Source organism: Bacteroides sp. OF03-11BH, from assembly GCF_003604005.1.
Classification (GTDB): Bacteria; Bacteroidota; Bacteroidia; order Bacteroidales; family Bacteroidaceae; genus Bacteroides; species Bacteroides ovatus.
The window spans coordinates 116,896-136,062 of the sequence record NZ_QTMW01000011.1 but is presented as its reverse complement, the minus strand read 5'-3'; the positions used below and the strand labels follow the sequence as shown (position 1 = coordinate 136,062).

The 19,167-nt window shown below is 42.3% G+C and carries 14 protein-coding genes; 8 read left to right on the top strand and 6 right to left on the bottom strand.

The window, feature by feature from the left end:
- The first annotated feature begins 29 nt into the window (after positions 1-29).
- From DXA54_RS10960 to DXA54_RS10940, 5 genes are all read left to right on the top strand, one after another.
- The gene (locus tag DXA54_RS10960; RefSeq protein ID WP_004302988.1) at positions 30-1,193 is read left to right on the top strand and encodes a glycoside hydrolase family 76 protein; all 1,164 of its coding nucleotides are present in this window, start codon (positions 30-32) and stop codon (positions 1,191-1,193) included.
- A 35-nt stretch (positions 1,194-1,228) separates the two neighbouring features.
- Positions 1,229-2,698: a glycoside hydrolase family 125 protein gene (locus tag DXA54_RS10955; protein WP_074638950.1), complete on the top strand. Its 1,470-nt coding sequence runs from the start codon at positions 1,229-1,231 to the stop codon at positions 2,696-2,698.
- A gap of 163 nt (positions 2,699-2,861) precedes the next feature.
- Complete coding sequence (locus DXA54_RS10950) at positions 2,862-3,929, top strand: tyrosine-protein phosphatase (protein ID WP_117512417.1); 1,068 nt, start codon at positions 2,862-2,864, stop codon at positions 3,927-3,929.
- A 115-nt stretch (positions 3,930-4,044) separates the two neighbouring features.
- Positions 4,045-5,979 (top strand): DEAD/DEAH box helicase, encoded by a 1,935-nt coding sequence (locus DXA54_RS10945; RefSeq protein WP_008648935.1) that lies wholly within the window; start codon positions 4,045-4,047, stop codon positions 5,977-5,979.
- Between the two features lie 525 nt (positions 5,980-6,504).
- A complete protein-coding gene (locus DXA54_RS10940; RefSeq protein ID WP_243647650.1) occupies positions 6,505-6,744 on the top strand; it encodes a sugar-binding domain-containing protein in 240 nt (79 codons plus the stop codon).
- On the opposite strand, the gene DXA54_RS10935 is transcribed toward DXA54_RS10940, so the two are convergent.
- On the bottom strand, positions 6,738-9,395 hold the full coding sequence (locus tag DXA54_RS10935; protein WP_120079464.1) for a glycoside hydrolase family 78 protein: 2,658 nt from the start codon (positions 9,393-9,395) through the stop codon (positions 6,738-6,740). The genes DXA54_RS10940 and DXA54_RS10935 overlap by 7 nt on opposite strands.
- Positions 9,396-9,538: 143 nt before the next feature.
- Between DXA54_RS10935 and DXA54_RS10930 the strand changes: the two genes are divergently transcribed.
- Positions 9,539-10,405, top strand: coding sequence for a DMT family transporter (locus DXA54_RS10930; protein ID WP_120079462.1), 867 nt, complete (start codon positions 9,539-9,541; stop codon positions 10,403-10,405).
- A gap of 28 nt (positions 10,406-10,433) precedes the next feature.
- Here the strand turns inward: DXA54_RS10930 and DXA54_RS10925 are convergent, their stop codons facing one another.
- The 5 genes from DXA54_RS10925 to ruvB form a co-directional block, all read right to left on the bottom strand.
- The gene (locus tag DXA54_RS10925) at positions 10,434-12,575 is read right to left on the bottom strand and encodes a S46 family peptidase (RefSeq protein WP_004311915.1); all 2,142 of its coding nucleotides are present in this window, start codon (positions 12,573-12,575) and stop codon (positions 10,434-10,436) included.
- 19 nt (positions 12,576-12,594) lie between these two features.
- Positions 12,595-13,950: a TIGR00341 family protein gene (locus DXA54_RS10920; protein WP_004324224.1), complete on the bottom strand. Its 1,356-nt coding sequence runs from the start codon at positions 13,948-13,950 to the stop codon at positions 12,595-12,597.
- Between the two features lie 2 nt (positions 13,951-13,952).
- Entirely contained in the window at positions 13,953-15,449 is a 1,497-nt protein-coding gene (locus DXA54_RS10915; protein ID WP_004324223.1) for a polysaccharide biosynthesis C-terminal domain-containing protein, read from the bottom strand.
- 30 nt (positions 15,450-15,479) lie between these two features.
- Positions 15,480-16,256: a dienelactone hydrolase family protein gene (locus tag DXA54_RS10910; protein WP_004298042.1), complete on the bottom strand. Its 777-nt coding sequence runs from the start codon at positions 16,254-16,256 to the stop codon at positions 15,480-15,482.
- Positions 16,257-16,318: 62 nt separating this feature from the next.
- The gene (gene ruvB, locus DXA54_RS10905) at positions 16,319-17,350 is read right to left on the bottom strand and encodes a Holliday junction branch migration DNA helicase RuvB (protein ID WP_004298040.1); all 1,032 of its coding nucleotides are present in this window, start codon (positions 17,348-17,350) and stop codon (positions 16,319-16,321) included.
- Positions 17,351-17,476: 126 nt separating this feature from the next.
- On the opposite strand from ruvB, the gene DXA54_RS10900 reads away from it, so the two are divergent.
- A complete protein-coding gene (locus tag DXA54_RS10900) occupies positions 17,477-18,709 on the top strand; it encodes a nucleoside recognition domain-containing protein (RefSeq protein ID WP_004298038.1) in 1,233 nt (410 codons plus the stop codon).
- Between the two features lie 16 nt (positions 18,710-18,725).
- Positions 18,726-19,142, top strand: coding sequence for an rRNA maturation RNase YbeY (ybeY, locus tag DXA54_RS10895; protein ID WP_004298035.1), 417 nt, complete (start codon positions 18,726-18,728; stop codon positions 19,140-19,142).
- Positions 19,143-19,167 lie beyond the last annotated feature (25 nt).

The following is a 19,167-nucleotide window of genomic DNA, read 5'->3' as shown; positions in this document are numbered from 1 at the left end:
TTATATAAACACCACTTAAATAAAAAATTATGAACGGCCTATTACTTAATGTTATTTGTGCTTTCACCATTGCAAACGCAAATCCTAACATAGAAAAAGCACAGCAAACTTTGGATGCTCTTTACCAAAACTATGCAGCACCCAACACTTGTCTGTTACGTGAGAATTATCCTTTTGACCAAGACAATAAGGCAACTTATCTGGCATCAGAAGAACAAGCAAAAAGACGCAATGAATATTCCTACCTTTGGCCGTATTCGGGCACGTTCTCTGCGGTAAATGCACTACTGGAGAGCACTGAAAATAAGAAGTATAAAAAACTTTTGGAAAACAAAGTACTACCCGGATTAGAAGAGTATTTCGACACACGAAGGGAACCATGCGCTTACTCATCTTATATCAGCAGCCAACCTCTCTCCGATCGTTTTTATGATGATAACGTCTGGTTAGGTATCGATTTTACCGATTCTTATCGAATGACAGGAAAACAAGCTTATCTGGAGAAAGCTAAACTAATATGGAAGTTTATCCTTAGTGGTAAAGATGACGTACTCGGCGGAGGAGTCTACTGGTGCGAACAAAAGAAGGAATCTAAAAATACTTGTTCTAATGCACCGGGAGCCGTATTCGCTCTCAAACTATTTCAAGCTACTCAAGATGATGCCTATTTAAAAGAAGGAAAAGAGTTATACGAATGGACTAAAAAGAACCTGGAAGACTCAAAAGATCATCTATACTTTGACAACATCTCACTCAACAAGAAAATCGGTCGTGCCAAATTTGCCTATAACAGTGGACAAATGATGCAGGCAGCTGCCCTACTCTATCAAATTACCAAACAGAAAAGTTATCTGGAAGATGCACAAAATATAGCAGAAGCGTGTCACAAGCACTTCTTCACTCAGTTCACCTCTCCAGACGGACAAACATTCCAATTACTGAAAAAAGGAAATATTTGGTTCACAGCCGTTATGCTTAGAGGCTTTATTGAACTTTATCAGATAGACCATAACAAGACTTATCTAACCGATTTCCAGAGAAGTCTTGATTACGCATGGCATCATGCCAGAGATGAACGAGGCTTGTTCCAGACAGATTGGAGCGGCACAGATAAAAACGAGAAAAAATGGCTCTTGACACAAGCTGCTTTCATAGAAATGTATGGAAGACTAGGCGGAATCAATTTGCAATAATCACTTTTAATAACCCTCTTAAAAACAATAGAGATATGAAGAAAAGAAATATCGGAATATGTATCATCACGACCACCCTATTAATGGGAGGTCCTGCCAAAGCTACAGAACTTATCCTGGCTAAGGATCATACCAATGTGGTCAATCAAGCAGCTGAAATTGCCGCTTATAAAAGTAATCGTCCACCCGTAAACAAGCGTCTTTTTACATCAAAAGCCGTGGAAGCAGAAATCATCAGGGTGAAAAAGCTACTTACTAATCAAAAATTGGCATGGATGTTCGAGAATTGTTTTCCAAATACCCTTGAGACAACAGTTCATTACCGTACAACAGACGGTAAGCCTGATACTTTCGTCTACACAGGAGATATCCATGCCATGTGGTTACGTGACTCAGGAGCACAGGTTTGGCCTTATATACAATTAGCGAATAAAGACCCGGAATTGAAGAAAATGCTCGAAGGAGTGATACGCAGACAATTTAAATGTATAAATATCGATCCATACGCCAATGCTTTCAATGATGGGGCTGTGGGAGGAGATTGGATGTCCGACCTGACCGATATGAAACCGGAACTGCACGAACGTAAATGGGAAATAGATTCTTTATGTTATCCATTACGTCTGGCCTATCAATATTGGAAAGAAACCGGTGATGCAAGCATCTTTGATAATGAATGGATACAGGCCATCGCCAACATACTGACAACTTTCAAGGAACAACAGCGCAAAGAGGGAGTGGGTCCCTATAAATTCCAGCGTAAGACAGAACGCGCACTCGACACATTAAACAATAACGGTCTAGGTGCTCCTGTAAATCCTGTCGGACTCATTGTTTCAGCTTTCCGTCCGTCTGACGATGCAACCACTTTACAGTTCCTCGTACCGTCTAATTTCTTCGCTGTTTCTTCTCTAAAGAAAGCTGCGGAAATTCTGAATGTTGTAAACAAAAACACCAGTCTGGCGAAACAGTGCACAGATTTGGCACAAGAAGTAGAAACCGCATTAAAAGAATATGCAACTTACAATCATCCTAAATATGGTACAATCTATGCTTTTGAAGTAGACGGATTCGGAAATCATCTCTTAATGGACGACGCCAACGTACCAAGCCTGCTGGCAATGCCTTATCTGGGAGATGTAGACATCAACGATCCTATTTATCAAAACACACGTCGTTTTGTATGGAGCAAAGACAACCCCTACTTCTTCAAAGGAAAGGCAGGAGAAGGTATTGGAGGACCTCACATCGGTTATGATATGATATGGCCTATGAGTATCATGATGAAGGCATTCACCAGTCAGGACGACCAGGAAATTAAGTCTTGCATAAAAATGCTGATGGATACAGATGCAGGAACAGGATTCATGCACGAATCTTTCCATAAGGATGACCCTAAAAACTTCACACGCGCCTGGTTTGCATGGCAAAACACCTTATTTGGTGAGCTCATTTTAAAGTTGGTCAACGAAGGAAAAATAGATCTATTGAACAATATTCAATAAAGCAAACTTAGATTACTTCTCATTCAGGGCGCTCTTCTATAACGAAGAAGCGCCCTTTTTTAACACGTAAATTACTATTAACTTTGGCTAATTATAGCAAAGGAATTACCACATCTTCGGGTAATTCTTATCTTTGCAGTATACGATTCAAGACAAAGAAACTATGTATAGAAACCTGTTAAGCTGGCTTACTGTTTTATTAGTGCTCCCATCATGTTCTGGCACATCACCTGCTATATCTGTGGTATGTGAAGAAAATAACGTAGGAAACTGTATTATCAAATGGGAAACAGCACCGGTATTAAAAGGACAGGTAAAAGTATACACCTCTACTTCTCCTGAAGCTATTCCGGAAGATTCTCCCATTGCAATGGCAAACATTTCCAGTGGTAAAATGACAATCGTAACCAACGATCCGTCTCAACGTTATTACTACTTGATGGTATTTAATAACAAATACCGGGTTAAAGTGGCCACCCGCAACATTAACATCCCCGGCATACAGAATTTCCGTGATTTAGGAGGATATGAATCTGCCAGTACTGGCAAATCTCTTCGCTGGGGAATGATATACCGTTCCGCACAAATAGACAGCATTCCTCCCTGCTCACGCCAGGAACTTAAGAATATGGGGATACGGACAATCATAGACTTACGTTCTGAAAATGAACGCCACAACTACCCGCAATTGCATGATGATGAATTTAATATCATACATATCCCTATTCTCACAGGGAACATGGAAGAAATTCTGCAAGGAATTCAGGAAGAGAAGATAAAAAGTGACACTATTTATCGTTTGGTAGAACAAATGAATCGGGAATTAGTTATAAACTACCAAAAGGAATTCAAAAAGCTGTTCACCGTCCTTCTCGACCGTACTCATTATCCGGTTGTGATTCATTGTACATCCGGGAAAGGGCGTACAGGGGTCGTTTCCGCCTTATTGCTTGCCGCTCTTGGAGTCAACGAAGACGTCATTATGGAAGACTATCGTTTGAGTAATGACTATTTTAATATTCCCAAAGCTTCTCAATATGCATATAAGTTATCGGTCAATTCGCAAGAAGCCATTACAACCATCTACTCTGCAAAAGAAGATTTCCTGAACGCTGCCAAAGAACAGATTGAGGCTGAATACGGGAGCGTACAGACCTATCTGAAAAAGGGAATCGGACTTTCTGCAGAAGAAATTGAACAGTTACGCAGCATCTTACTAACTGATAATTAATAGTTGATAAGTGATAAAATAGGGTGGCGTCTATAATAATTATCTACTATCAATCATTCATTATCAACTAAATTAACTATCTTTGCAGCCGAAATAAAAGATATACAGAGATTTAATGAAGACATTTGAAGAGCTTGGCGTTTCTCCGGAGATACGTAGAGCAATTGAAGAAATGGGATACGAGAATCCCATGCCGGTACAAGAAGAAGTGATTCCGTACCTTTTAGGAGAAAATAATGATGTAGTAGCTCTTGCACAGACAGGAACAGGTAAAACAGCCGCATTCGGTTTGCCCTTGCTCCAACAAGTTGACGTAAAAAACAGAATTCCACAATCGCTTATCCTCTGCCCTACCCGCGAGCTCTGTCTCCAGATAGCAGGAGATTTGAACGACTATTCCAAATACATTGATGGACTAAAAGTATTACCTGTATATGGTGGTTCTTCTATTGACAGCCAGATACGCAGCCTCAAACGAGGAGTACACATCATTGTAGCTACACCCGGACGCCTGTTGGACCTGATGGAACGCAAAACCGTTTCCTTGTCTACCATCCACAATGTAGTAATGGATGAAGCGGACGAAATGCTTAATATGGGGTTCACAGAAAGCATCAACGCCATTCTGGCTGATGTACCGCAGGAACGTAACACTCTATTGTTTTCCGCAACAATGAGTCCGGAAATCGCACGCATTTCCAAAAATTACCTGCGCAATGCGAAAGAAATCACTATTGGCCGTAAGAATGAAAGTACCAACAACGTTAAACACGTTGTTTATACCGTACAGGCTAAAGACAAATACGAAGCTTTAAAGCGTATCGTCGATTACTACCCACAAATATACGGTATCATTTTCTGCCGTACCCGTAAAGAGACTCAGGAAATTGCAGACAAATTAATGCAAGAAGGCTACAATGCCGATTCTTTGCATGGTGAGCTTTCTCAAGCACAACGGGATGCTGTTATGCAGAAATTCCGCATCCGCAACTTGCAACTGCTCGTGGCAACTGACGTGGCTGCCCGCGGACTTGATGTAGACGATCTGACGCATGTTATCAATTACGGATTACCAGACGATACAGAGAGTTATACACATCGCAGCGGACGTACAGGACGTGCCGGAAAAACAGGAACTTCCATTGCCATCATCAACCTCCGTGAAAAAGGAAAGATGAGAGAAATTGAACGGATTATCAGCAAAAAATTCATTGTCGGAGAAATGCCAACAGCAGCAGGAATCTGTCAGAAGCAGCTGATTAAGGTTATTGATGATCTCGAAAAAGTAAAAGTAAACGAGGAAGAGATTGCTGACTTTATGCCGGAAATCTATCGTAAACTGGAATGGTTGAGCAAAGAGGACCTGATTAAACGAATGGTTTCTCACGAATTCAACCGTTTCGCCGAGTATTATCGCAACCGTGCAGAAATAGAAGTACCGACTGACATCAGAGGAGAACGTACCGGACGGGGTGACCGCAAAGAAGGTGGTTTCGAAAAAAGAAGCCGCCAAGCTGCACCGGGCTTTAACCGCCTGTTTATCAATTTGGGTAAAACAGACAGTTTCTTCCCTAGCGATCTTATCGGACTACTAAATAGTAACACAAGAGGACGTATCGAGTTGGGACGTATTGACCTAATGCAGAACTATTCTTTCTTTGAAGTGCCGGAAAAGGAAGCGACAAATGTAATCAAGGCGCTGAATAGGGCTAAATGGAACGGACGCAAGGTAGTTGTTGAGATTGCTGGTGCCGGTGAAGAAAACGGAAAAGGACGTGAAAACGGTTCAAATGAGCGCAAGGGAGGTAAACGATTCGGCGGCAAAAGCGACGAACGTGCACCGCGCTATGAAAATAAGGATAGAAAACCGAAAGATGCTTCTGCAAAAGACTCAAAGTCAACAAAAAAAGATAAGCCTAGTCGTGCTGAGCGAGGATACTCTGATGCTCGCGGTCCGAAAAAGAAAGATGACTGGCAAGAGTTTTTTAAAGATAAAGAACCTGACTTCAGCGAAGAAGGATGGGCACGTAGAAAACCTAAGAAGAAATAAATATGAAGCAAGCATAATCCGTAGATTTGTACATTATTAGTCAGAGGTCTTTATGTTACAACTAATTACCATCTTGACATTCTAATGAGAAGGAACAACATTATCCCTATTCTATCTTATTGAAAAAAGACAACTGTTCATACAGAATCTACTTTTGTGTTTCTAATAAACTTTCTTATCGTTTTTAATAAACGGTATTCCTATTTATTAAAAACGATAAGAAGTATATCTACTGCAAACAATTCAATTTTATACAACAAAAAAGGTTGCAAACTCATCAAAAGTCTGCAACCTTTAGTATATAATAAATTTCCTCTTCTTCTAAAGAGAGGTAAATCGTCGGCAACTCTGTTCTAATATTATACTATTCATACACATAATTTCCAATCAATAAGTTTCTTTTCTGATCACAAAGATACAAAATAAAAAGTCGTTTGTCAAGTTCTTATTTCAAAACACTCCATCTATTAGTTATAAAGCAGCTATACAAAAGCACGAAATTGGGACAAACCTCTCTATTGTAACGTGATCTATCCATTCTGCGATTATAGCAAAGGAGTGCAGTGGCCCAATGTCATCCAGCCTCGTCCGGCAGATTATACTTTCGCTTCCATGCCCAATCCGATAGGTAGCTATCGGAAGGATTTCACTCTGCCCGATTCATGGAAGGGGAGAGATATATTCATCCGTTTCAATGGTGTAGAAGCAGTTTTTTACATCTGGGTAAACAGCAACCAGGATTACCAATCGAAAGACATTCAATAAACAGCTCTCTTTATAGGTAATTCCAAGATATGTTTTCCTGCTTCCAAATTTACTGCACGCTCTCCTTTCACATTGTCGGGTGCATAAAAGGTAGCAGTGCTATTTGCCGGAACAGTTACATGATAGACAATACGGTTCTTTTTACGTTCCCATTTAGAGCAGATTTCCCCATAAGGTGATTGATATCTGGCTTCGAACTCATTTAATCCACTGGGGAAATTAGGCCGAAGAAGAATATGTTTGAATCCGGGATTTTCGGGGTCAGGGAAGATCCCACCTAATCCTTTATAGAACCATCCGCCAATTTCACCGAACATCATGTGATTGTCCGATATGTCACGTGTGGCATTCAAATCCCAGTTCTCCAGTAATGTGGTAGCACCATTGGCAATCCAGCAGCCCCATGATGGATAAGTGTCTTGTGCAGCTAATTTATAAGCCGTTTCAGCTTCACCGTTCTCACTTAACGCATTCAATATAGCTTTTGCCCCCAACACACCTACATCCAAATGAAAGCCGGCTGCTTCCACCTGTTTTGCCAGATTCCGGGCTACTTTTCTCTTCAACTCTTCGGGAACAATGCCCCATTGCAAAGGAACGCTTTGTTCCGTCTGAACGCCGCTACCATAAATGCCCGTTTCTCTATTCAGAAACTTGTCATTAATCGCGTTCTTTATCTTATTGGCAAGAGCAGAATAATATTTATAGTCTTCCGTTTTATTAAACATCTTTGCGGCATTGGCAAGTATTTTGGTGTCCACATAGAAATAGACAGAAGAGGTCAGTTCCTTGGAAGAATGTGATTTAACAGGCACCCAGTCTCCTCTTCCCCATGAGGTCAATCCGGTCGGACTGGTGCGATCCACATAGTCTACATACCGCCTTATATTTTCATAACAGTCTGCCAACAGTTTATGATCGCCATAAAACATATAAATGTTCCATGGAATAATAGCGATAGTGCTTGTCCAATCCAGTCCATTATCCGTGCCATATCCCCAGCCTCCTGTAGGAATTATATCGGGAAGTACACCATTGGGCTGTTGCTCGTCTCTATGGTCGGCAAGCCATTTCTCATAAACAGTGATACCGTCATAATTGTATAATGCCGTTTCAATAGCAAAATGACCGTCGCCTGTCCATCCGTTCTTTTCACGCTGGGGGCAGTCGGTAGGATACCCCATCAAGTTGGACAAATAGGCATTATTTGTTGCCCACCAAAGACGGTTGATAAGTGCGTTCGAAGTATGAATCGTCCCTTTCTGCGGAACATCACTATGCACAAAGTAGGCAGTCAGACTATTCTCATTCAATACAAGGGGGTTAGTGCTTGTTACTTCCACGTATCTGAAACCTTTATAATTGAATCGTGCCATAAATTCATCCTCTCCCTTTCCACTCAAAACGAGGATGTTCGTTTGAAAAGGATCGGAGTTGTCTACCGGGCGGTGATACACATCAATATTTGACGTATTCACTCGTCCGTTGTCATACAACCGCTCACCATGTTTCAGTCTCACTACAGTTCCCTCTTCCCCGGACACTTTAATGCGGGTGACTCCTGCCATATTGCGGGCAAAATCGAATACATACGTTGTGTCATTAAGTTTCTTCCAGGTTTTTACGGGGATCGTTTCTACCGCACGAATCGGCTGCACTTGTTGTGACACCACATTCTGTGAAGGAACAGCCCTATATCCTACTCCATTCCATTTAGAATCGTCAAAGTTCACGGTATTCCAGCCTTTCTGTTCCAAACGGGCGTCGTAATGCTCGGCTGTATAAATGCTATTAAAGATCAATGCGCCGGATGAAGTTTTCCAGTCCCGCTCCGTAGAAACGACTTCAACAGAACCATCCTCATAAGTAATCCGCACATCCATACAGAAAGCAGGACGGTTACGCCATGGTGCACGATGAAAGTCCCACACGGCCATTGACTGATGATTATACCATCCATTGCCCAGCAACACACCAATCGCATTTTTCCCTTTCTGTATTTGGGAAGTAATATCATAAGTAACGTAGAAATTACGCCTGTCAAACCGGGTATATAACGGGTCCAGCCGATGGTTTCCAATCTTCTCACCATTGATATACAGTTCATACAAACCTGCTACGGCAATATATGCCCTTGCCGACCATATCTTCTTTCGTGCATCAAACACTTTCCGGAAATAGGGAGCAGGACGGTAATTAATATCTTTGTTATCGCTAATCCAAGCCCCTTGCCAGTATTCCATCCCCATCATGCCCGTTTCGAAACTATTAATAGCCGAAGAAGATTTCACTCCATCCTTATCCCATACATTCACTCTCCAATAATACTTGGTAAAAGGACGAAGTTCCTGTCCGGAATAGGTAATCAGAATCTGTTCGGAGTCCTTTTTGCCCGAATCCCAGATAGTTCCCTTCCCTGCAATCAATTCAAGAGAGTCTTTGTCTACGATGACTTGACAGGCTGTTTGCCGTGCTCCTTTTCGAGCATCATTCAGCATCCATGATAACCGGGGAGCAGGATTATCTATTCCCAAGGGATTCACCAAATAATCACAAACCAGATTCACTGGTTTACAGCTGCCTGACTCTTGTGAAAATGCTGCTTGCAGCATTAAAAATAGTAATCCCGGTAATAGTGTCAATCGTTTCATTTTATCCAAAAATTAGTTTGTATTTTCTTTCAATCGGATGCCATATTTACATCGCGTGCTAATTTACGAAAAATATTGTATGGACGCTTTATCTACTTGCCTCAAAAAAGCTATATCTTTGCGGCCCGAATATATACTTGACTATGAATAAAGTTAATGGTTTACTATATGGGCTGCTTTCATCGGCTTCTTTTGGACTTATCCCTCTATTTACCATTCCTGCCATGCAAGCAGGGATGCAATTTGAATCGATACTTTTCTATCGTTTCCTGTTTGCCTGTCTGGCGTTAGGCGGAATCTTATTGGTGAATGGTCAATCATTTCGCATCAAGAGGCAGGACATTCCTTCCCTGTTTCTTCTTGCGCTTCTTTATTTAATGTCTGCCGTATTCCTGTTCTGGGGATATAAGTTTATGGCTAGCGGAGTTGCCACCACTATTCATTTCATGTATCCGGCGCTTACCACGTTAATCATGATGCTCTTCTTTAAAGAAAAGAAGTCCGGCTGGCGGATCGCTGCCATTGCATCCGCAGTGGCAGGAGTTTATTTCTTATCCGGCGGAGATACAAAAACGGGAAGCTTTTCTTTCCTGGGACTTTTCATTGTTCTTCTGTCGGCACTCGGATATGCGCTTTATCTCGTCACAATGAGCCAACTAAAAATTGGACAGATGAAGGGGCTACTGCTTACTTTCTACGTATTCCTTTTCGGAGGTATTCTCCTTTTTATCGGAACGGAAATCATCAGCCAGCTTCAACCCATCAGCAAATGGCATACTGCCGGCAACTTGATTCTATTAGCTTTAATCCCTACCGTAGTTTCTAATCTTGCTCTAGTAAGAGCCGTAAAAAGCATCGGCTCCACACTCACCTCTGTGTTGGGAGCTATGGAGCCGGTAACTGCTGTATGTGTAGGTATCTTTCTTTTCGGGGAAGCCTTCACCACAAGCATTGGTGTAGGTATTGCACTGATTATCGCTGCCGTAATCGTTATTATATTAAAACGATAAAAAATGCGGTTTCATCGGAATATTTACTTCATCGACCCATTTTTAATTCCTGAATAAGATGGGCTGCCTTACCGTATTTCTCTATGATAAAGAGCATATACCGCACATCTACCCCGATGCAACGCTGCAAATCTGGTTCGAATACGATATCACTGCTCATTGCTTCCCAGTTGCCATCAAAAGCCAAGCCTAGTAATTCTCCTTTGGCATTAAACATGGCACTGCCGGAATTACCGCCTGTAATGTCATTGTTGGAGATAAAACAAACATTCATATCTCCCTGCGCATTGGCATATCTTCCGAAATCACCGGAAGAAAGCAAACTCAACAACTCCGGCTGAACGGCAAAGTCAATATCACCCGCATGTTCCTTCACTTTCTCAAAAATGCCTTTCACGGTTGTGTAGTAATCATAAGTGGCTCCATCAAAAGGAGTATATCCTCCAACCGTTCCGAAACTAAGCCGCATGGTAGAGTTGGCATCCGGATAAAAATTACGATCAGCATACATCCGGCGCATGGCTGCATTGAACAAACGCTCCCCCTCCTCTATCTGCTCGGAAGCCTCGGAAATGCTTTGATTCATCTCATAATACTTCACAATCAAATCCAGACTTAAGGAAACAGCCGGATCCTCTATGAGATTATAAGTAGTATCTCGCTCCAGAAAGCGTTTTAAGCCTTTAGGAGACGTTATATTGGAAGTTGCATACAAAGAGTCTACATAGGTCTGAATATTCCCGTTGTAGAGCGTATCTATCTTCTCATACATAGCAGGCAGAAACTTTTTATCCACTTTCGACTGATACTCTTTGAGCATGGCAGCAAAAACCTCCTTATCAATGGAAAGATCGAGATTATCATACTTCTCCAGTAACTTTTTCATGCGGGTTATCACCAACTTCTCTTCCGCCTCAAAGTCGAAATTGAGAATTTCAAGAGCGAGCTGCACTAACTCGGGACCATTTATAAACGATTCACCGAAATAAGCCAACGCACGATTGGTTTCACGGCGATTACTATAACTCAACTCTAAAGAAGAAAATAAACGAATCAGTTTCTCTCTCTCTTCCGGATGAGACTGAATCCAGTTACGAAGCTCTGCTTCAGCCACCCGCTTCTTTTCCAACACTTTCAAATGCTTGATGGCTTTATTCGTTCCGATGCTATTCTTCCAATAATTGGAGCTTTCATCGTATTTTGAAGCATACTTAATGCGAATATCCGGACGACGGTCCATCTCCCGTTTCCAGATGGTTTGTTTCACTCCCCGTACATCAATCATTGCCTGATTGATTCCATTCATCATCTCTTCGATACCATACGAGGAAAGGTAACGTTCCGTACTGCCCGGATAGCCAAGCGTCATGCAGAAAGAACCTTCTTTGTATCCATCCAAAGAAATGGGTGCTACATATTCGGGATGATAAGGGACGTTTTCAGGAGAATAATCCGCCGGACCATTCTTGGCATTAGCATAGATACGAAATACGCTGAAATCGCCCGTATGACGCGGCCACATCCAATTATCCGTATCCCATCCGAACTTCCCGACAGAAGAAGGAGGTGCAAAAACCAGGCGGACATCATTATAATCACGATAAACAGATAGCCAGAATTCATTCCCTGCATAATAAGCATCTACAATACCAGTCAATGTAGAATCCTTTTCGGAGACTTCCATACTGATTACATTCATAATCGAATCAACAGCCACACGGCGTTCTGTTTCCGTTTTAGCATGCCGGGCGGCAGACAATACGCGTTTAGTAACATCTTCCGTACGAAGCAGGAAACGAACATACAATTCCGGATTCGGCAGTTCTTCCTCAAGACTACGTGCAAAGAAACCATCTTTCAGATAATCATGTTCCACTGAAGAATGTTGCTGAATACTGCTAAAGCCACAATGATGATTAGTAAACACCAGACCGTCTTCAGAAACCACCACTCCTGAACAGAAGCCTCCAAAACTGACAACAGCATCTGCCAGACATGGTTTCTTCGGATCATATATTTTATTCACAGGCATCTGCAAACCAAGTTCTTTCATTACCCGGTCAGTCTGTTTATTCTTTCGGAGATTTCCCAACAACCACATTCCCTCATCGGCAAATACATTCGACAGACAGAGAGAAAAGACTATCAAGACGGTTAGTCTGAACTTCATATTATTATTTTTAGATTCATTATTCTGTAATCAGCCTCAACTTCTTCGTTCCTACGCGGGCTTTCAGCCATTCGCTGATTTTCTCTTTTTCAGCAACAGACGGATGTCTGGCGAATTTAAGGACAGCCAATGTCACCGTATCCGTCTTCATCGAATCGACCCGCACTTCGAGCGAGTGAGCGATGGAAAAAGTTGTGATGGAAGGATAAAGCACCTTCAATTCGGGTACTAATGTACGACTCATAGCATCGTACGTTCTGTATTGCTCCAGTGTTGTCTCCAGTTGGGAAATTTTCACCGCCTGTTGTTGAAGCCGTTGCTCACTGTTTTTATAGAAGTCTTCCATGACCATGGCACGGATAGAAGATACATCTACCGCTTCATTGTTCATCCCCTGTAATACAATCAGTTTCGTATCTTCCAGCTTATACTCTTTCAACTTGCTACGAGCAATAGATATCGAAGCGTCAGGCACTTCAGGACCAATCAAAACAACCCGTACTTCTTTGTGGTCATAGCTAATTTTCTTATCAAGTACCTGCGTATTCTCAAAGCTCAACTGATCGTTTATAAAACGATTGGCTGCTGCTTCATAGAAAGTGCTCTTTATAATTCCAAATGTCAGATAAACTGCAGGGCACATGGTAAGCACTACAATCAGAACGATGTATTTACGTACGGTCTTCTCACGGGTTTTATCCACAAACTCTTTCCGTTGGAAATGCATCACACGAACACCGAGGAAAGTAGCCAGGCTGATAAAAACAGAGTTGATAAAGTAAAGATAAAAAGCACCCAGAAAATAAATGAGATTACCGGAAGCCAGTCCGTAACCTGCCGTACAAAGCGGCGGCATCAATGCAGTAGCAATGGCAACACCCGGAATCACATTTCCTTTTTCCTTGGTAGAGAGAGCCACGACACCTGCCAAACCACCAAAAAGCGCGATGAATACATCATAAATAGTGGGCGATGTACGTGCCAGCAACTCTGACTGTGAACCGGCAATAGGGGCAAGAAGGAAAAAGATTGTTGCCGTAGTCACACTGAAAGCAGTCGTTATGAGAAAGCTCTTCAAAGAGCGTTTCATTAATTCAAAGTCATTCAGTCCGACAGACAGTCCTACTCCCATAATAGGTCCCATCAATGGAGAAATCAACATGGCACCGATAATAACGGCAGTGGAGTTCACATTCAATCCGAGTGATGCCATGAATATGGCAAAGATCAGAATCCATAAATTGGCACCTTTGAACTCTACCCCCTTACGGATAGAATCCACTGTGGCCAGTTCGTTATCCTTATCTTTCCTCAAGTCCAGATATTCTCCCAGAAAGGACTTGATAGCAAACTTATTACGTTCATCTGTCTTCATAGTTATTTCTTCTTTATAAATCGATTAATAACAGGAATCTGACTCAATGGTAAATCCTTCTTGATAATATAAGCTATAAATAGCAATAAGAGTACGGTACGGAAAGCGAGACGGAGCACTATATTAGGGATAGGAACCTGCTCTCCAATAATGTAAAGTACCGCTGCCAGCAGAACATAAAGTCCCAGGCTCTTCAAGTCATAATGAATCGGGTATTCTTTCTGTCCTATCCAGTAGGATAGCAGCAAGATGACTGCATAGCCTGCAACAGAAGCCCATGCCGAAGCAAGATAACCGTAAACCGGCACAAACAGGATGTTCAATACGACAATAATAACACAACCAATCACCGAGAAGTAGGCTCCCCAATAGGTCTTATCCGTCAGTTTATACCAAAAGGAAAGGTTGAAATAGATCCCTTTACAGATCTCTGCAAGCATTACAATAGCTACTACCCCCAGGCCTTCCCAGTAACCCCTTGCCACCAGATAACGCAGCAAGTCGAGGTAGAACATGACAGCAAGGAAAGCCAGCAAGGAAAATATAAGAAAATACTTCATCGCAGCGGCATACATCTTCCGGTTGTCTCCTTCTCGGTCTTTGCCAAAGACAAACGGTTCGTAAGCATAACGGAAAGCTTGCGTAAACATTGCCATCACCATCGCAATCTTACTGGTTGCTGCATAGATACCCAATTGTACCAACCCTTCCTGCCGGTCTTCAAAAAGAAACGGATAGATCATCTTATCCACAGTCTGATTTAGAATACCTACCAAACCTAAGATTAATACCGGGAAAGAATATACGACCATTCGTTTCAGCAATACCTTGTCCAACTTATAAGCAAAACCTGTCAGTTCCGGAATAAAGAAGAACATCTGGACAACCGAAATAATCAGGTTGCTAATAAAGATATATCCCACTAAATAATCCGGATCATAAAACCAGGAGATCGTTGACGGACAATGTACATTCAGCCACGGGCACACCAATAGGAAAAATAAATTCAAACCGATGCCACCAACGATAGAGAGCAGTTTAATAGCAGCAAACTTAATAGGCCGCTTTTTATACCGTAAATAGGCAAAAGGAATGCATTGGAAAGAGTCTAAAGCTACCACAACAGCCATCATCGCTATAAACTCCGGATAATCGCCATAATCCAGTAAATTGGAAATAGGTTGCAGGAATAACAAGCAAAGGAAAACAAAAATCAAAGATACCCCTCCTACCGATAACAAGGAGTTGGCATATACTTTCATCGGGTCTTCTCCCGATTTGTTGGCAAAACGGAAGAATCCCGTTTCCATACCGAACGTAAGCAGTACAAGCATCAGGGCTGTAAACGCATATACGTTTGAAACAACTCCATAACCTCCGGTGGAAGCTGGCAATACCGCTGTGTACAAAGGCACCAGCATGTAGTTAAGAAACCGTCCGACAATACTACTCAACCCATAAATTGCCGTATCTTTAGCTAATGATTTTAGTCCAGCCATGTTTTATTAGTAATTATCATTTAGATTGGTTCAACGTTTCTTCTTTTGTTTGAACAACCAATCCATAAATCCGGGATAATTGAAAGCCGGATTCCAGCTCCCATGATTGCAACCGGGGAATTCAATATATTCCACATCTGCACCGGCAGCTTTCAGTGCTTTATACGCTTCGCGAGAACCTTTCACCGGAACTACATCGTCCGCATCTCCGTGAAAGATACGAAATTTCACATCCTTGGCAACCGATAGCCGACTTGGATTGACTGTACCGCAAATAGGAACTGCAGCTGCAAAAATCTCCGGATAACGCACGACTAAATCATACGTTCCCATCGCTCCCATTGAAAGACCGATAATATAAACCCGTTGTGTGTCCACTTCGGGCATTACCAGATAAGAGTCGAGCAACTGTTTAAGCGTTTGCAATATAGGACTGATCTCTTGTCCCACTGGCATTTCTGTAGGGATAAGCGACTTCGGACGTCCTGTATAAGCCCAGTAACCGTCTGTCGGACACTGTGGAATTAGAACGAAAGCGGGATACTTCTCTTGATTGACCGGATTAAGAAACATCTGTCCACCATGAGTCAACTGTTTCTCATTATCATTTCCCCGTTCGCCGGCTCCATGCAGAAACAGTACGAGCGGATACTTTTCACCTGGCTTCACCGATTCGGGATGAATCATCCGATAAGGTAAAGAGTCTCCTTTAGAAGAGACAAAAATATCCCTCCCATATTCCTGTTGAGCCGATAAAGACAAGCTCAAAAAGAGAAAAACAAGTAAAGTAGTCCATTGCTTCATCATCCAACTATGCTTTATAAAGTTCTTTTATACCGTTAATACCACTTGTCACATGACGCTTTATGTTAGTCATTAAACAGCGTTTTTTGACTGTTATAAAGACTTCTTCCCAAATGTTTATAGGCAAGTTCGGTCACCTCACGTCCACGGGGAGTACGCTTCATAAATCCTTCTTTTATCAGGAAAGGTTCGTAAACTTCCTCAATGGTTCCCGCATCTTCTCCCAAAGCCGTGGCAATGGTAGTGATACCTACCGGACCACCTTTAAATTTGTCTATAATGGTGCAAAGTATCTTGTTGTCTATCTCATCCAGGCCGTACTTATCAATATTCAGTGCTTCCAATGCAAACTGGGCGATCTCCGTATCGATAGAACCGGAGCCTTTCACCTGCGCAAAATCACGTACCCGACGGAGCAAGGCATTGGCAATACGGGGCGTTCCGCGACTACGGGAAGCGATCTCCGATGCTGCACGTACCGAACAAGGCACATCCAGTATGGACGCAGAACGACGAATGATATTGCTCAAAATATCATCATCATAGTACTCCAAATGAAGATTAATACCGAAACGTGCACGAAGCGGAGCCGTCAGCAGACCGCTACGTGTGGTTGCACCAACCAGCGTGAAAGGATTCAAATCTATCTGGATGCTGCGTGCCGAAGGTCCCTTATCGATCATAATATCGATGCGGTAATCTTCCATGGCCGAATAAAGATATTCCTCCACCACAGGCGACAACCGATGAATTTCATCGATAAAAAGTACATCGTTCGGTTCGAGACTGGTTAACACTCCTGCCAGATCACCCGGTTTATCGAGTACCGGACCGGAAGTGACTTTAAAGCCAACTCCTAATTCGTTAGCAATAATATTCGAAAGAGTTGTTTTTCCTAATCCGGGAGGGCCGTGCAACAGCACATGGTCGAGTGCTTCGCCACGCAGACGTGCCGCCTTCACAAAAATGCGAAGGTTTTCCACCACCTTGTCCTGCCCGCTAAAGTCTTCAAAGCTTAACGGACGGAGTGCATTCTCGAAATCCCGTTCTTTTGAAGTAAGCTGATGTTCGCGTATGTTAAAATCTTCCTGTTCCATTTATTTCTTGAAAGTAGGAGACAAAGATAGAGATTTACATTCATTTTCAGTATAAGAAAGACGAAGATTTAGTTTATTTGAAACGTAATAACTACTTTTGCACTATCTATATACACGTTATCAACTATGGTTCTAAATTACATTTGGATAGGATTTTTCGTCATAGCCTTTATCATCGCTCTTATAAAAGTGATTGTTTTGGGAGATACGGGGATATTTACGGCTATCATGAACTCTACATTCGACTCCTCCAAAACGGCATTCGAGATATCGCTAGGACTTACGGGTGTACTGGCCCTTTGGTTGGGCATCATGAAAATCGGCGAGAACAGCGGATTGATTAATGCGCTGGCCCACTTTCTTAGTCCGGTGCTTTGCCGCCTGTTTCCGGACATTCCTAAAGGGCATCCGGTGTTAGGCTCCATCTTTATGAATATGTCTGCCAACATGCTCGGTTTGGACAATGCCGCCACCCCGCTGGGACTGAAAGCGATGAAAGAACTGCAAGAACTGAATCCGAATAAGGATACGGCTTCCAATCCGATGATTATGTTTTTGGTGATTAATACATCCGGCCTTATCATCATTCCAATCAGTATCATGGTGTATCGTGCACAAATGGGGGCTGCACAGCCTACGGATGTATTTATCCCTATCCTGCTAAGTACTTTCATTTCAACTTTAGTAGGAGTCATAGCAGTCAGTATCGCTCAAAAGATAAACTTAATCAATAAGCCTATTCTCATTTTAATGGGTGTTATCTGTCTTTTCTTTTCGGGATTGATTTATCTGTTTCTAAGCGTTTCACGAGAGGATATGGGTACTTATTCTACATTGATAGCGAATATTCTGCTGTTCAGTGTCATTATCCTGTTTATTCTGACGGGAGTCAGGAAAAAAATCAATGTATACGATTCGTTTGTAGAGGGAGCTAAAGAAGGATTTACGACAGCTGTACGTATCATACCCTATCTGGTTGCTTTCCTTGTAGGAATCGCCGTGTTCCGCACTTCGGGAGCTATGGATTTTCTAGTGGGAGGCATTGGCTACATAGTAGGCTCATGCGGAGTTGATACAAGCTTTGTAGGGGCACTGCCTACTGCATTGATGAAATCGCTTAGCGGTAGCGGTGCCAACGGATTGATGATTGATACGATGAAAGAACTAGGACCGGATTCGTTTGTAGGGCGTATGAGTTGCGTAGTACGCGGAGCTTCAGATACCACATTCTACATTCTGGCCGTTTATTTCGGCAGTGTAGGAATTACCAAAACTCGTAATGCAGTGACTTGCGGTCTGATAGCTGACTTTTCGGGTATCATAGCCGCTATCTTAATCAGTTATTTATTTTTCTTTTAAATCATAACATTCAACTATGGCTGTAACTTATCAAACAGAAGGCGTAAAAATGCCTGATATCAAGAAACGTGAGACTACGGAATGGATAAAGACCGTAGCTGCTTCTTACGGAAAAAGACTCGGTGAAATCGCTTATATCTTCTGCTCGGACGAAAAAATTCTGGAGGTAAACCGTCAGTATCTGCAACATGACTACTACACGGACATTATTACTTTCGATTATTGTGAAGGCGATCGTCTATCAGGTGACTTATTCATCAGCCTGGATACGATACGCACCAATGCGGAACAGTTTGGTGCTTCATACGAAGACGAACTACATCGTGTGATTATCCACGGAATTCTTCATTTGTGCGGCATTAATGATAAAGGTCCCGGAGAACGGGAAGTTATGGAAGCAGCTGAGAATAAGGCATTGGGGATGTTGCGATAAGCGCTCATTGCTTTCAATTCGTACA

Excerpts from the sequence above, each read along its gene's own strand:
- DXA54_RS10935 (WP_120079464.1), bottom strand. The coding sequence starts at position 9,395 with ATGAAACGATTGACACTATTACCGGGATTACTATTTTTAATGCTGCAA.
- DXA54_RS10950 (WP_117512417.1), top strand. The coding sequence starts at position 2,862 with ATGTATAGAAACCTGTTAAGCTGGCTTACTGTTTTATTAGTGCTCCCA.
- DXA54_RS10955 (WP_074638950.1), top strand. The coding sequence starts at position 1,229 with ATGAAGAAAAGAAATATCGGAATATGTATCATCACGACCACCCTATTA.
- DXA54_RS10900 (WP_004298038.1), top strand. The coding sequence starts at position 17,477 with ATGGTTCTAAATTACATTTGGATAGGATTTTTCGTCATAGCCTTTATC.
- DXA54_RS10925 (WP_004311915.1), bottom strand. The coding sequence starts at position 12,575 with ATGAAGTTCAGACTAACCGTCTTGATAGTCTTTTCTCTCTGTCTGTCG.
- DXA54_RS10910 (WP_004298042.1), bottom strand. The coding sequence starts at position 16,256 with ATGATGAAGCAATGGACTACTTTACTTGTTTTTCTCTTTTTGAGCTTG.
- ruvB (WP_004298040.1), bottom strand. The coding sequence starts at position 17,350 with ATGGAACAGGAAGATTTTAACATACGCGAACATCAGCTTACTTCAAAA.
- DXA54_RS10920 (WP_004324224.1), bottom strand. The coding sequence starts at position 13,950 with ATGAAGACAGATGAACGTAATAAGTTTGCTATCAAGTCCTTTCTGGGA.
- ybeY (WP_004298035.1), top strand. The coding sequence starts at position 18,726 with ATGGCTGTAACTTATCAAACAGAAGGCGTAAAAATGCCTGATATCAAG.
- DXA54_RS10945 (WP_008648935.1), top strand. The coding sequence starts at position 4,045 with ATGAAGACATTTGAAGAGCTTGGCGTTTCTCCGGAGATACGTAGAGCA.
- DXA54_RS10960 (WP_004302988.1), top strand. The coding sequence starts at position 30 with ATGAACGGCCTATTACTTAATGTTATTTGTGCTTTCACCATTGCAAAC.
- DXA54_RS10915 (WP_004324223.1), bottom strand. The coding sequence starts at position 15,449 with ATGGCTGGACTAAAATCATTAGCTAAAGATACGGCAATTTATGGGTTG.
- DXA54_RS10930 (WP_120079462.1), top strand. The coding sequence starts at position 9,539 with ATGAATAAAGTTAATGGTTTACTATATGGGCTGCTTTCATCGGCTTCT.